Raw genomic sequence first — 13,399 nt, 5'->3', positions numbered from 1 at the left:
CCGGGCCCCGCCTCCTCGGAGGCGGGGCCCGGCGTCGTCGTGGGCGGGACGCGAGCCCGGGACGCGTGGGTCAGGCGACGCCGGCGACGCCGAACAGCGAGCCGAGCGCGAAGGTGGCCACCAGGGCCAGCGCCCCGCCGACCACCACGCGCACCACCGCGCGGCCGCGCTGCGGGGTGCCGCCGAGCTGGGCGCCCAGCCAGCCGGTGACGGCCAGGGCGGCGAGCACGGCGGCGAAGGTGACCGGGATCCGCCAGGCCTCCGGCGGCAGGAGGATCGCCAGCATGGGCAGCATCGCCCCGACGAGGAAGGACAGCGCCGAGGCGACCGCCGCGCCCCACGGGCTGACGATGTCCTCCTGGTCGATGTTGAGCTCCGCGTCCAGGTGCGCGGCCAGGGCGTCGTGCTCGGTGAGCTCCTGCGCCACCTGTTGGGCCGTGCCGACGGACAGGCCCTTGGCCCGGTAGATCTCGGCGAGCTCGCGGAGCTCGGCCTCGGGCATGTCGAGCAGCTCCTGCTTCTCCTTCTCGATGAGGGCCCGGTGGGAGTCCGCCTGGCTGGACACGGACACGTACTCGCCCTGGGCCATGGACAGGGCGCCGCCGACCAGGGCGGCGCCCCCGGCCAGGACGATCGCGCTGGTGCTCGTCGTGGCGCCGGCCACGCCCACCACGACCGCGGCCACCGAGACGATGCCGTCGTTGGCGCCCAGCACCCCGGCCCGCAGCTTGTTCATCCGCTCGGTGTAGCCCGCGCCGTGCGGCTCGTCGATCACGTGTTCGGTCGTCATGGCTCCATTGAACGCCCGGCGGCGCCGTCCTGCCAGGAAGGACAGGATGTCCTCACCGGGCGTCACCGGTGCCGGTGGTCCTCCGGGTGCAGCCGCGGGGCGAACGAGGGCTTGCGGAAGCCCGAGGCCCGCAGCAGGCGCACGACCCGCTGCCGGTCTCCCCGCCACGGCTCGAGCAGCTCGAGCATCCGCCGGTCGTCACCGGGACGGCGGTCGAAGAACCAGCACACGGTGTCCGCGAGGTGGAAGTCGAAGACGCTGACCGAGTCGGGGTCCCCGTGCGTGCACTGAAGGATCTCCGCGGCCGTCCACGGGCCCAGGCCCGGGATCGAGCGCAGGGCCCGGTGCAGGCCGGCGTCCAGCGGGCCGCGGCCCAGGCGCTCCAGGGCCGGGGCCCGCTCGGCCACGCGCCGGACGGTGGCGGCCCGCGCGCCGTCGACCCCGGCCCGGTGCCACTCCCACGAGGGCACCGACCGCCACGCCTCGGCGGCCGGGGGGATGCGCATCCCCTCGGGGGCCGGCCCCGGAGGGGGTTCGCCGTGGCGGCGGACGAGCCGGCGGTGCGCGGCCACGGCCTCGCGCACGGTCACGCGCTGCTCCAGCACCGACAGCACCGCCCGGTCCAGCAGCCGCCCGGTCGAGGGCAGCCGCAGGCCCGGGTGGTGGTGACGCGCCGCGGCCAGCCGGTGCGGCAGGGCGCGGAAGGCCTCCGAGGCCTCGAACTCCGCCCAGGAGTCCTCCGCCCCGGCCCACCGCGGGGCCTCCGCGAGGAACTCCGCCGCCCCGGGACCCCAGGCGCGCACCAGCACGGGCCGCTGCAGCGGCCGGCCCGCCCCGGCGCGGGAGAACCGCGCCGCCACGGGTCCCGCCGCCGTGCGGGCGGTGACCCACACGCAGTCGGACGCCGTCACCCGGACCAGCGGATCGCCGGCCCCGTGCGAGAGCACCCCGAGGGTCTGCCCCAGGTGCAGGGCGCCCTCGGGGTCCCACACCAGCTCGGCGTCCGCGGGCCGGGCCGGGCGGGGGCCGGCGGACGGGGGAGCGGTGGCGGTCATGAGACCATGATGGCAGTCCTGTCCGACGGCGCCGCGCCGGTCCGGGCGGGCCGCCCAGCCACCGAGGAGGCCATGCCCGCCACCGCGCTCCGGCGCCCCGCAGCCCCGGCCCCGCCGCCCGCACCCCTCACCGGGCGGGCGCGGCTGGTGCCCCTGGGCGTGGGGGCGCTGGTGCTCGTCCTGTACGTGTGGTGGTCCCTGCTGCAGTGGCACCGCTGGGAGGTCCCGTCCTGGGACCTGGGGATCTTCACCCAGCTGGCCAAGTCCTACGCGGGCGGGCACGGGCCGGTCGTGCACCTCAAGGGGCACGGCGCCAACCTGCTGGGCGACCACTTCCACCCGATCCTCGTCCTGCTGGGCCCGCTCTACGCCCTGTTCCCCTCCGCGCTGACCCTGCTGGTGCTCCAGGACGTGCTCGTGGCCGTCTCCGCCGCGGCGCTGACCGGCTTCGCGGTCCGCGGTCTCGGTCCGGCGCCGGGTGCGGCCCTGGGGCTGGCCTACGGGCTGAGCTTCGGGCTGCAGGCCGCCGTGGCGGTGCAGTTCCACGAGGTCGCCTTCGCCCTCCCGCTGCTCGTGCTCGCCCTGGGCTGCCTGGTGGAGCGGCGCTGGACGCCGGCCGCGCTGTGGGCCGCGCCCGTCGCCCTCGTCAAGGAGGACCTCGGCGTCACCGTGGCGGTGCTCGGCCTCGTGCTCGCCTGGCGGGCACACCGGGAGGCGGACGGGGACCGCGGCCCGGTGCTGCTCGGTCTGGGCCTCGCCGTGTGGGGGCTCGCCTGCTCCGTCCTGGCGATCGCCGTGGTGCTGCCCGCGCTCAGCCCGGACGGCCGGTTCGCCTACGCCGACCGGCTGGACCTCGCCGCCGCGGCGGCCGACCCCGTGGCGGCGCTGGTCTCCCTCGTGGTGCCGGGGCAGAAGGCGCTGACCTGGCTGGCGCTGCTGGCCACCGGGGTGGTGCTCGCGCTGCGCTCGCCGCTGGCGCTCGTGGCCCTGCCCACGCTGGCGTGGCGGATGCTCTCCCCGAACCACGGCTACTGGGGCACGGGGTGGCACTACAGCGCGGTGCTCATGCCCGTGGTCCTGCTCGCCCTGCTCGACGCCGTGCTGCGCCTGCGGCACGGGCGGCTGCACCGGCTCGCCCGCGCCGCACCGGCCCTGGCCCTGGCGGTGGCGCTGCTGCTGCTTCCCGGCCGGCCGCTGGCCGATCTCGCCGACCCGGCCGCGTACCGGCCGGACCCCCGCGCACCCGCCAAGGAGGCGGTCCTCGCCGCCGTCCCCCGTGGGGCGAGCGTGGCCACGGACCTGACGCTGATCCACCACCTCGTCCCCCGCGCCGAGGTGCACTGGCTGGGCACCGAGGGCGACCCCGCCCCGGAGTACGTGGTGGTCGACCGGCTCGGCGCCACGTGGGGCGGGAGCCCGCCCGGGGACGTCGCCGGCTACGCCCGGGAGCGCTACGGGTCCCAGTACACGGTGGTGCGTGACGAGGACCACCTGGTGCTCGTGCGGCGCCGGGACTGAACGGGCCGCCGGGTGCGATAGAGTGGTCGGACCGAATCCGGTCACTCCCTCACTTTCTCGTGCAACGCGATGCCATGACGCGCATCGTGTTCGGCCGCGGCCCGTCCGCGCCGAGTCCGACGCTCCCGCCCCGCGCGGGGCTCCAAGTGGTTGGCAGGGACGTCCGGACACCACGACCGTGGCCGACGCCCCTGGGAATGCTCCCGGGCCGCCACCCGCACAGAACGAGGCACCGCCCCATGACCACCGACACCTCCACCGCGCCCGGCACCGCCGAGGAGCGCACCACCACCTTCGCCGAGCTGGGCATCGACCCCCGCGTGCTCGCCACCCTCGACGAGGTCGGCTACGAGAACCCCACCCCCATCCAGGCCGCGACCATCCCGGCGCTGCTGGCGGGCAAGGACGTCGTGGGCCTCGCCCAGACCGGCACCGGCAAGACCGCGGCCTTCGCGGTGCCCGCCCTGTCCCGGCTCGCCGAGCTCTCCGACGTCAACGGCGTCTCCCGCGACACCCAGGTGCTCGTGCTCGCCCCGACCCGCGAGCTCGCCCTCCAGGTCGGCGAGGCGTTCTCCTCCTACGCCGGCCACCTCGAGGACTTCACCGTCCTGCCGGTCTACGGCGGCTCCCCCTACGGCCCGCAGCTGGCCGGTCTGCGCCGCGGCGCCCAGGTGGTCGTCGGCACGCCCGGCCGCGTGATCGACCACCTCAAGAAGGGCTCCCTGGACCTGTCCCACCTGCAGTACGTGGTCCTCGACGAGGCCGACGAGATGCTGCGGATGGGCTTCGCGGAGGACGTCGAGGAGATCCTGTCCCAGACGCCGGTCGAGAAGCAGGTCGCGCTGTTCTCCGCGACCATGCCCCCGGCCATCCGCAAGATCGCCAAGCAGTACCTGCGCGACCCGCAGGAGATCGCGGTCAAGGGCAAGACCACCACGGGCACCAACACCCGGCAGCGCTACCTGCAGGTCATGGGCTCGCACAAGATGGAGGCCATGACCCGCATCCTCGAGGTCGGGGACTACGACGGCGTCATCGTCTTCGTGCGCACCAAGGCCGCCACCGAGGAGGTCGCCGACCGGCTCAAGGCCCGCGGCTACGCCGCCGCCGCCATCAACGGCGACATCCCGCAGAACATGCGCGAGCGCACCGTGGAAGCCCTGCGCGAGGGCAAGATCGACATCCTCGTGGCCACGGACGTCGCCGCCCGCGGCCTCGACGTCGAGCGCATCTCCCTCGTGGTCAACTACGACATCCCCCACGACACCGAGTCCTACGTGCACCGGATCGGCCGCACCGGCCGCGCCGGGCGCTCCGGCGAGGCGATCCTGTTCATGACCCCGCGGGAGAAGTACCTGCTGCGGGCCATCGAGAAGGCCACCCGCCAGCCGGTGGAGCTCATGCGCATGCCCTCCACCGAGGACGTCAACCGCACCCGCAAGGACAAGTTCGCCCAGCAGATCACGGACACCATGGAGTCCGAGGACCTCGGCCAGTTCCGCGAGCTCGTCGAGCAGTACCAGGCCGAGCACGACGTCGACGCCGTGGAGATCGCCGCCGCGATCGCCCTGATGGCCCAGGACGGGCGGCCCTTCTTCGTGGAGGAGCTGCCCGAGCCGCCGCAGCGCAGCCGGGACCGCGAGCGCCCGGGCCGGGACGGCGACGACCGGCCGCGGCGCGAGCCGCGCACCGAGAAGGGCATGGCCACGTACCGGCTGGCCGTGGGCCACCGCCACCGCGTGTCCCCGGGCTCCGTGGTGGGCGCGCTCACCAACGAGGGCGGCCTGAGCGGCGAGCAGATCGGGGCGATCGACATCCGCTCCACGCACACCCTCGTGGGCCTGCCGGAGAACCTGCCCGCCTCCACCCTGGACCGGCTCTCCCGCACCCGCATCAACGGCGAGCTCATCCAGCTCGAGGCCGACCGCGGCCCGGGCGCCGGCGGCCGGGCCCGGCCGCGGAGCACCTCCTCCTACCAGGACCGCCCCCGCCGCGGCGGCCCCCGGGGCGGGGAGTCCCGCGGCGGCTACCAGGGGCGCAAGCCCGGGTACTCGGCCGGGGAGCGCGACGGCGACCGGCCGCACCGCAAGCCGCGCCACAAGAACTACTGAGCCGGACGGCGGCACCCCGGTGCCGCCGGGTGAGGGTGGGCCGGACGGCCCACCCTCTTCCCAGCTCCCGGGGCTAGACTTCCGCGCATGGCGGTCGCGCGCTGGGGGAGGCTGCGGACGGAGCTGCGTTCCGTCCGCACCAGGGTGCTCGCCACGACCCTGGCCGTCCTGACCGTGGCGCTGCTCGCGGTCGGCGGACTGACCCACTACCTGCGGCTCGTGGACCTCGACGAGTCGGTGCAGCGCGAGCTGGTCCAGGAGGCCGGGGAGCTGCAGAGGCTGGCCGAGCGCGGCCCCCTGCGACCGGGGGCGCCCCTCTCCGACGACCTCGACGCCCGCTCCGAGGAACGGTTCACCGACCTCCGCCGGCTCTTCTACTCCTTCATGACCACCACGGTCCCGGGCCAGTACGAGAGCGTGCTGGCGGTGATCGACGGGGAGCCGGTCTTCGAGCACGCGGACCGGTCCCGGTTCGAGCTCGACGACCCCGGCACGCTCGCCGCGGTCGCCGACCACGCCCTCCCGGGGCAGACCGTGGTCTTCGACGTCGAGCAGAACGGGCGGCAGCTGCGCCTGGGCGTCATCTCGGTGCTCCTCGACGCGGACCCCCGCCAGGGCTACCTCGTGGTGGGCGTCGACATGGGGGCCCAGCGGGCGATCATCCTCGACTCGCTGTGGCGCTACCTCGGCGTCTCCGCCCTCACCGTGGGCGTCACCGGCCTGGTGGCCTACGTCCTGGTCGGGCGGGTCACCGCCCCGATCACCCGGCTGCGCCGGGCCACCGCGCAGATCAGCCCCGACGACCTCGGACAGCGCGTGCCCGTGGCGCAGAACGACTCGGACGTGGGCCGGCTCGCCGAGAACTTCAACGGCATGCTCGACCGGATCGAGGCGGCCTTCGTCCAGCAGCGCCAGTTCCTCGACGACGCCGCCCACGAGCTGCGCACCCCGCTGACGATCCTGCACGGCAACCTCGAGCTGATGGACGAGCAGGACCCGGCGGACGTGGAGGAGACCCGGGCGCTCCTGCTGGACGAGATCGAGCGGATGAACCGGCTCGTGGAGGACCTGCTCCTGCTGGCCACGGCCCAGCGGACGGACTTCATCCTCCCCGGCACCCTCGACGTGCCCGTGTGGCTGGAGCGGACCCTCGAGCGGCTGCGCGCACTGGGCGACCGGCGGTGGATCCTGGAGTCCCGGGCCGAGGGGCGGATCCTGGCCGACGGGCAGCGGCTGACCCAGGCCGTGGTCCAGCTCGCGGCCAACGCGGTCAAGTTCACCGGCCCGGGGGAGTCCGTGGCCCTCGGAGCGGCCTGGGCGCCGGAACCGGCCGGCCCCGGCACCGGCACACCAGGGCGGCACCTCGAGGTGTGGGTCCGGGACACCGGCGTGGGCGTGGCGCCGGAGGACCAGCAGCGGATCTTCGAGCGCTTCGGCCGCGCCGAGTCCGGGCGCACCGTGGAGGGCTCCGGGCTCGGCCTCGCCATCGTCGCGGCCATCGCCCAGGGCCACGGCGGCACCGTGACCCTGCGCTCGAGCCCCGGGCAGGGAGCCACCTTCACCCTCCGGCTGCCCGACTCCCGGCCCGCCGCCCCCGCCGCCCCTGCGGCCCCCGCCGCGGGCTCCTCCACGGGCGCCCCCTCCGCGGACACCTCCCCGCCGGCGCGAGCCGGCCTCAGGGCCTAGGGGCACCCGGTGGTGAGCATCCTCATCGCCGAGGACGAGGAACGGATCTCCCGCTTCGTCCAGAAGGGCCTGCGCGCCGCCGGCTACACCACCACCGTGGTGGAGGACGGGCGCAGCGCCCTCGACTACGCCAGCACGGGGGAGTTCGACCTCCTCGTCCTCGACGTCGGCCTGCCCGGCATGGACGGGTTCACCGTGCTCTCGGCGCTGCGCGCCATGGGCAGCTCGCTGCCGGTGATCATGTGCACGGCCCGCGACTCCGTGGCGGACACGGTGACGGGCCTGGACCAGGGGGCCGACGACTACCTCACCAAACCGTTCCGCTTCCAGGAGCTGCTCGCCCGCGTCCGGGCCCGGCTGCGGGACCGTCCCGCGGACCGGCCCGCCCCGGAGCGGCTGAGCTACGGGGGCCTGGCCCTGGACCTGGACACGCGGTGCGCGGTGGTCGAGGGCCGGGAGATCGAGCTCTCCGCCCGTGAGTTCGCCATGGCCCGGGCCTTCCTCGAGAACCCGGGCCGGGTGCTCACCCGCGACCAGCTGCTGACCAAGGTCTGGGGCTACGACTTCGCCGGATCGTCCAACGTGGTCGACGTCTACGTCCGGCACCTGCGCACCAAGCTCGGCGCGGAGCGCATCGTGACCGTGCGCGGGGCCGGTTACCGCCTGGCCCTCCTCTGAGCGGGCCCGGGGCCGTCCGGGCCGCACCGGGGCCGTCGATGAAAGCCCTCTCATCGACGCCTCATGTCCCCGTCATGTCCGGGGACCACACTCGACGGCGGAGGAACCACGCCGGACCGTCCGGGCCTCCGCGAGGAGGACGCGATGCGCGACGACGACCTGCGGCTGGTGCTGTACTCGCACGACCGCGGGGGACAGGGCCACGCCCGGCGGAACCTGGCACTGGCCGGGGCCCTCGCCCGGCAGCTGCCGGTGCTGACCGGGCGCCGGGCGGCGGGCGTGCTGCTGACCGGTGCCGACGTCGCCGCCTCCGGCGCCTGGCCCGAGGGGTTCGACCAGGTGGTCCTGCCCGGGGGCGGGCAGGACGCCGACGGGCGCGTCCCCGACGGGCCGGCCGTGTCCGCCGCGCGCGTGCGCTCCGAGATGGTGGACGCCGTGCTCACCGACGTCCGCCCGCACCTGGTCGTGGTGGACGGCCGGCCCTGGGGACCGGACCGGGAGCTGCTGGAGCCGCTGCTGAGGCTGCGCGCCGGCTCTCCCGGAACGGTCGTCGTCCTGGGCCTGCCGGAGGTGCTCGGCGAGTCCTGGGCCGCGGCCCCCGAGTGGGTCGCCCCCGAGGACGTCGGCCTGCTGCAGGAGGCGTACGACCAGATCTGGGTCTACGGCGACCCCGCCGTGCACGACCCCCTGTCCACCGGCGAGATCCCCGCCGCGCTCGCCGGCCTGGTCCGCTGCACCGGCTACCTGACGGCGGGCGCCGCCCCCGGACGGCGCACCGCCGGCGGCGGCGCGCCCCACGTCCTGACCCTGGCGGGCACCGGGCCCGAGGGCTCCCAGCTGGCCCTCGCGGCTGCCCGCACCCGGGTCCCGCACGGTCACCGCCACGTGCTGGTCACCGGGCCGGGGATGCCCGCGGAGCACGCCGCCCAGGTGCGCGCGGCCGCCGTGCCCGGCACGCTCGTCCTGACCGGCCTGCCCGGCCTGCCCGGCCTGCCGGACGCGCTCGCCGAGGTCGCGGACGCGGCCGCCGTCGTGTCCTCGGGCGGCTACGGCCCGGTCGCGGAGATCCTCGGCACGGACGCCCCCGCGCTCGTGGTGCCCCAGGCAGGCGCCGGGCCGGAGCAGCTGGCCCGGGCCCGGGCCCTCCAGGGGCACGGCGCGGTCGACGTCCTGACCCCGGACTCCCTGACCGGCGCCGCGCTCGGCGGATGGCTGCACCGCGTGGTCGGCACGGTGCGGCCGCGCGGGCACCTCGCCCTCGACGGGCTGCGCGTGGCGCCCGCCCTCGCCGCGTGCCTGCTGCCCGGGCCGTGCCCCGAGGACAGCTCCGAGCTCGTGCTCGCCGGGCTGAACGCCTGAGGGCGGCCTCCGGTGACCGAGCCCGTCCCGCCCGGGTCCCCGGCACGGGGCGGGACACGGGCGCTCCGGGCGGCGGTGTCGCTCGGGCTCGTCGGAGGGACGGTGCTGCTGCTGTGGCAGGTGCTCGGCGGTCCGGACGGGACGGAGGTCGTGCGGGACGGCGTCTCCGTCGGCGGCACCCCCACGCCGTCGTCCCCGTCCGTGCCGGTCGACCCCGCACCGCCGGCGCAGCTGCCCCTGCCGGTCCGGCCCGCGCCGCCCGGTCCCGGCCGGGACGACGGCGGCGGCGTGGGCCCCGGCACGTTCCGCGCCCCGCCGCAGGGCTCCCCGGCGCCGCCGGAGGACGGTGCGGGACCACCCCCGTAGGGGGCCGCGGGCCGGGGAAGCAGCTGCCGGCCGAGCGCCCGGCGGGGGCCTGCGGCGATTTTTGTTTTGCCGGAACGTGCTGGTAGAGTCTTCGTCGTTGCCCCGATAGCTCAGTGGTAGAGCGCCATCTTGGTAAGATGGAGGTCCCGGGATCGATTCCCGGTCGGGGCTCTCGTGATGAGATCCCGTGGCGCACGGCCACCAGGCCGTGCGCCACGGTTTCCCATCTACCTGGCGGTGTAGCTCAGCTGGTTAGAGCGCACGACTCATAATCGTGAGGTCGACGGATCGAGCCCGTCCACCGCTACGGCGAAAAGCCCGTGACCCTTGCCGGTCACGGGCTTTTGTCGTGCCGCACCGGCGGATTCCCGCCCGGGCCCCCCGGCCCCGGCCCGGCCCTCCGCCGGGGAGCCCACCGGCCGGAACGCGCCCGGACGGTGGGCCACGACGGCGAGGAGCCCCGCCGTAGACTGGGCGGGTTCCTGCCGCTCCAGCGCGGCGCCGTCCAGCGAGGAGCTGCCATGCCCCTGAACCCCGATCTGGTCGGGCGGACCTATCCGCCGACCGAGACCTACAGCGTCGGCCGCGAGGCGATCCGCGAGTTCGCCCGCGCCGTCCAGGCCGGCCACCCCGCCCACCACGACGTCGAGGCCGCCCGGTCGCTCGGGCACGCCGATCTCGTGGCGCCCCCCACGTTCGCGATCGTCGTCGCCCAGCGCGCCGACGCCGCGCTCATCGCCGACCCCGAGGCCGGCATCGACTTCTCGCGCGTGGTCCACGCCGACCAGCGCTTCACCCACCACCGCCCGATCGTCGCCGGCGACGAGCTCGTGGCCGAGCTGCACGTGGACCAGGTCCGGGCCATGGGCGCGGGCGCCATGGTGACGTCCCGGGCCGAGATCCGCACCGCGGACGGCGAGCAGGTCGCCACCACCGTGTCGTCCCTGCTGGTGCGCGGAGAGGAGCAGGACGCATGAGCATCGCCTTCGACGACCTCGAGAAGGGCCAGGAGATCGGGCAGCGCCGCATCGAGCTCTCCCGCGCGGACCTGGTCCGCTACGCCGGCGCCTCCGGGGACCTCAACCCCATCCACTGGAACGAGCAGTTCGCCCGGGCCGTGGACCTGCCCGACGTCATCGCCCACGGGATGCTCACCATGGGGGCGGCCGTGCAGCTCGTCACCGACTGGGCCGGCGACCCCGGCGCCGTCGTCGACTACCAGACCCGCTTCACCAAGCCGGTCGTGGTGCCCAACCGCTTCGGGACCGCGGTCGAGGCCTCCACCGCGCTCACGGTCAGCGGGCGGATCGGGGCGCTCGACGCCGCCGCCCGCACCGCGCGCGTCGACCTCACCGTGACCGCCCCCGACCTCGCCGCGCCGGACGCCGACCCGGCGACCGCCGCGCAGCTCAAGGTGCTGGTGAAGGCCCAAGCCCTGGTGCAGCTGGCATGAGGTCCTGGCGGGACGCGGTCCTCGCCGTCTACCTCGCCTCGGGGCTGGCGCTCTCGGCCTGGCTGACCCGCCTGCCCGCCATCGCCGACGGACTCGGGCTCTCGCCCGCCGGGCTGGGGGCGCTGCTGCTCACCCAGACGGTGGCGGCCTTCGTGTCCGTGTCGCTGTCCGGGGTCACGGTGGCGCGGCTGGGCCCGGCCCGCGCCCTGCGCCTCACCTCCGCCCTCGTCGCGGCCGGGCTCGTGCTCATCGGCGCCGGGGCCTCCGCGGCCGGGTCCCTGCCCGTGGCCACGGCCGGCTTCCTGCTCTTCGGCACCGGCCTGGCCACCTGGAACGTGGCCGCCAACGTCGAGGGCGTGGCCTGCGAGAGCGCGCTCGGCCGCACGGTCATGCCGGTCATGCACGCGTTCTTCTCGGTCGGCACCGTGCTCGGCGCGGGGATCGGCGCCGGCGCCGCGGCCCTCGGGGTGCCGGTGGCCTGGCACACGGGGGTCATGGCCGTGGTGGTCCTGGCGCTCGTCCGCACGGCGGTGCGCTCCTTCCAGGGGGAGGACCCCCGCGCCCGGCCGGAGCCGCGCACCGACACCGGGTCCCTGGACCTCGAGGCCGTCGCCGCCGCGTCCCCGCGCACGCACGGGGTGCGCGGCGCGTGGCGCACCCCGCGCAACCTCGTGGTCGGGCTCTTCGTGCTGGGCGTGGCCCTCGCCGAGGGCGCGGCCAACGACTGGGTGGCGCTCGCCCTGACCCAGGGCTACGGCACCTCCGAGGCGCTCGGCGCCCTGGGCTACGGGATCTTCGTGACCGCGATGACCGCCGGCCGGCTCGCCGGGACCCCGCTGCTCGACCGGTTCGGGCGGGTGACGATCCTCCGGGCGGCGGGCACCCTGGCCGCGGCGGGCCTCGGCGTGTTCGTGCTCTCCCCGTGGCTGGGGCTCGGGCTGGCGGGCCTGTTCGTGTGGGGCCTGGGGGTCTCCCTCGGCTTCCCGGTCGGCATGTCCGCCGCCGCGGACGACACCGAGAACGCGGCCGCCAACGTCTCGGTCGTCTCGACCATCGGCTACGGCGCCTTCCTCGGCGGCCCGCCGCTGCTGGGCCTGCTCGGCGACGCGGTCGGGGTGCGCCCGGCGCTGGGCGCCGTGGCGCTGTTCGTCGTCGTCTCCCTGCTCCTGGTCCCCGCCCTGCGCCCGGCGACCCCCTCCGCGCCGCCGCGGGCCGTCGGCGCCGGCTCGCCCCGGGACGGCCGATAAACTGGGTGCCATGACGACCCCTCACCTCGCAGACCTCACCACCGCCGCCGTCGGCGGTCCCGCCCGGCACTACGTGCGGGCGGAGACCGAGCGGGCGGTCGTGGAGGCCGTGGCGGAGGCCGACGCCGCCGGGCGGGCCGTGCTCGTGGTCGGCGGCGGCTCCAACCTCATCACGGCCGACGCCGGGTACGCGGGCACCGTGGTGCACGTGGCCTCCCGGGGCGTGCAGGTCGTGGCGGAGGACGCCGCCAGCGTGCTCCTGGAGGTCCAGGCCGGGCACTCCTGGGACGAGCTCGTGGCGCAGGCCGTGGCCGAGGAGCTGGTGGGCGTCGAGGCGCTCTCCGGCATCCCGGGCACCACCGGCGCCACCCCGGTGCAGAACGTGGGCGCCTACGGCCAGGAGGTCGCCCAGACCGTGGAGCTCGTGCGCGCCTGGGACCGGCACGAGCGCCGGGTGCGGGAGTTCGGCCCGGCCGAGCTGGCGTTCGCCTACCGCGACTCGGCGCTCAAGCGCAGCACCGTGGACGGCTCGCCCCGCCACGTGGTCCTCGCCGTGCGCTTCCGGCTCGCGCGCGGGACGGACAGCGCCCCCGTCCGCTACGGCGAGCTCGCCCGCCGGCTGGGCGTCGAGGTGGGGGAGCGGGCCCCGCTGGCGCGGGTCCGCGAGACGGTCCTGGCCCTGCGGGCCGGCAAGGGCATGGTGCTCGACCCCGCCGACCGGGACACGTACAGCACCGGCTCGTTCTTCACCAACCCGATCCTCCCCGCGGCCGCGCTCGGGGACCGGCTGCCCGCCGACGCCCCCCGGTTCCCCGTGGTGGACGCCGCCGGGCACCCGCTGGAGGACCGGGTCAAGCTCTCGGCCGCCTGGCTCATCGACCGCGCCGGCTTCGGCAAGGGCTTCGGGCTGCCCGGGACGCGCAATGAGGTGCTGGACCTCGACGGCGCCGCGGTCGCCGGGGGCCGGGCCTCGCTCTCCACCAAGCACACGCTCGCGCTGACCAACCGCGGGGACGCCTCGGCGGCCGACCTCATGGCCCTGGCCCGCACCGTGCGCGACGGCGTGGCCTCGGTCTACGGGGTCGACCTGGTCGCGGAGCCCGTCATCGTGGGCACCGGGGTCTGAGGCGGCCGCG

12 protein-coding genes and 2 tRNA genes are annotated in these 13,399 nt (G+C 76.1%); 12 read left to right on the top strand and 2 right to left on the bottom strand.

Features of this window, described 5'->3' with window-relative positions; genetic code table 11:
* Positions 1–70: 70 nt before the first annotated feature.
* Positions 71–790, bottom strand: a complete 720-nt coding sequence (locus ABL57_RS11950; protein WP_047803698.1) for a VIT family protein — start codon at positions 788–790, stop codon at positions 71–73.
* Between the two features lie 62 nt (positions 791–852).
* Positions 853–1,845: a DNA-3-methyladenine glycosylase gene (locus ABL57_RS11945; protein ID WP_047803697.1), complete on the bottom strand. Its 993-nt coding sequence runs from the start codon at positions 1,843–1,845 to the stop codon at positions 853–855.
* Between the two features lie 6 nt (positions 1,846–1,851).
* Between ABL57_RS11945 and ABL57_RS11940 the strand changes: the two genes are divergently transcribed.
* The 12 genes from ABL57_RS11940 to ABL57_RS11885 all read left to right on the top strand — a co-directional run bounded on the left by ABL57_RS11940 (position 1,852) and on the right by ABL57_RS11885 (position 13,389).
* Complete coding sequence (locus ABL57_RS11940) at positions 1,852–3,363, top strand: DUF2079 domain-containing protein (RefSeq protein WP_238986045.1); 1,512 nt, start codon at positions 1,852–1,854, stop codon at positions 3,361–3,363.
* A 239-nt stretch (positions 3,364–3,602) separates the two neighbouring features.
* Complete coding sequence (locus ABL57_RS11935) at positions 3,603–5,474, top strand: DEAD/DEAH box helicase (protein ID WP_047803696.1); 1,872 nt, start codon at positions 3,603–3,605, stop codon at positions 5,472–5,474.
* A gap of 87 nt (positions 5,475–5,561) precedes the next feature.
* Positions 5,562–7,160, top strand: coding sequence for a cell wall metabolism sensor histidine kinase WalK (locus ABL57_RS11930; protein WP_053004933.1), 1,599 nt, complete (start codon positions 5,562–5,564; stop codon positions 7,158–7,160).
* A gap of 9 nt (positions 7,161–7,169) precedes the next feature.
* Positions 7,170–7,838 (top strand): response regulator transcription factor, encoded by a 669-nt coding sequence (locus ABL57_RS11925; protein WP_047803695.1) that lies wholly within the window; start codon positions 7,170–7,172, stop codon positions 7,836–7,838.
* Between the two features lie 144 nt (positions 7,839–7,982).
* Positions 7,983–9,197 (top strand): glycosyltransferase family protein, encoded by a 1,215-nt coding sequence (locus ABL57_RS11920; RefSeq protein ID WP_047803694.1) that lies wholly within the window; start codon positions 7,983–7,985, stop codon positions 9,195–9,197.
* Positions 9,198–9,209: 12 nt separating this feature from the next.
* A complete protein-coding gene (locus tag ABL57_RS11915; RefSeq protein WP_152683386.1) occupies positions 9,210–9,563 on the top strand; it encodes a hypothetical protein in 354 nt (117 codons plus the stop codon).
* Between the two features lie 99 nt (positions 9,564–9,662).
* Positions 9,663–9,734: transfer RNA gene (locus tag ABL57_RS11910), tRNA-Thr, on the top strand.
* 62 nt (positions 9,735–9,796) lie between these two features.
* Positions 9,797–9,870, top strand: a tRNA-Met gene (locus ABL57_RS11905).
* Between the two features lie 214 nt (positions 9,871–10,084).
* Entirely contained in the window at positions 10,085–10,540 is a 456-nt protein-coding gene (locus ABL57_RS11900) for a MaoC family dehydratase N-terminal domain-containing protein (RefSeq protein WP_047803692.1), read from the top strand.
* Positions 10,537–11,016: a MaoC family dehydratase gene (locus ABL57_RS11895; RefSeq protein WP_047803691.1), complete on the top strand. Its 480-nt coding sequence runs from the start codon at positions 10,537–10,539 to the stop codon at positions 11,014–11,016. Before ABL57_RS11900 ends, ABL57_RS11895 begins: the two co-directional genes overlap by 4 nt.
* Positions 11,013–12,263 carry an MFS transporter gene (locus tag ABL57_RS11890; protein WP_047803690.1) on the top strand — a complete coding sequence of 417 codons (1,251 nt, stop codon included), beginning with the start codon at positions 11,013–11,015 and terminating at the stop codon, positions 12,261–12,263. Before ABL57_RS11895 ends, ABL57_RS11890 begins: the two co-directional genes overlap by 4 nt.
* A 10-nt stretch (positions 12,264–12,273) precedes the next feature.
* Complete coding sequence (locus ABL57_RS11885) at positions 12,274–13,389, top strand: UDP-N-acetylmuramate dehydrogenase (RefSeq protein WP_047803689.1); 1,116 nt, start codon at positions 12,274–12,276, stop codon at positions 13,387–13,389.
* Positions 13,390–13,399: the final 10 nt, after the last annotated feature.

Origin of the sequence: Kocuria sp. SM24M-10 (assembly GCF_001027955.1) — a bacterium.
In the GTDB taxonomy this organism is placed as follows: Bacteria; Actinomycetota; Actinomycetes; order Actinomycetales; family Micrococcaceae; genus Kocuria; species Kocuria oceani.
Note: the sequence above shows the minus strand (reverse complement) of the source record. Positions and strands in the feature narration are given on the sequence as shown.

Coding starts and splice junctions, on each gene's coding strand:
- ABL57_RS11935 (WP_047803696.1), top strand. CDS start 3,603: ATGACCACCGACACCTCCACCGCGCCCGGCACCGCCGAGGAGCGCACC.
- ABL57_RS11890 (WP_047803690.1), top strand. CDS start 11,013: ATGAGGTCCTGGCGGGACGCGGTCCTCGCCGTCTACCTCGCCTCGGGG.
- ABL57_RS11940 (WP_238986045.1), top strand. CDS start 1,852: ATGATGGCAGTCCTGTCCGACGGCGCCGCGCCGGTCCGGGCGGGCCGC.
- ABL57_RS11930 (WP_053004933.1), top strand. CDS start 5,562: ATGGCGGTCGCGCGCTGGGGGAGGCTGCGGACGGAGCTGCGTTCCGTC.
- ABL57_RS11900 (WP_047803692.1), top strand. CDS start 10,085: ATGCCCCTGAACCCCGATCTGGTCGGGCGGACCTATCCGCCGACCGAG.
- ABL57_RS11945 (WP_047803697.1), bottom strand. CDS start 1,845: ATGACCGCCACCGCTCCCCCGTCCGCCGGCCCCCGCCCGGCCCGGCCC.
- ABL57_RS11920 (WP_047803694.1), top strand. CDS start 7,983: ATGCGCGACGACGACCTGCGGCTGGTGCTGTACTCGCACGACCGCGGG.
- ABL57_RS11950 (WP_047803698.1), bottom strand. CDS start 790: ATGACGACCGAACACGTGATCGACGAGCCGCACGGCGCGGGCTACACC.
- ABL57_RS11885 (WP_047803689.1), top strand. CDS start 12,274: ATGACGACCCCTCACCTCGCAGACCTCACCACCGCCGCCGTCGGCGGT.
- ABL57_RS11895 (WP_047803691.1), top strand. CDS start 10,537: ATGAGCATCGCCTTCGACGACCTCGAGAAGGGCCAGGAGATCGGGCAG.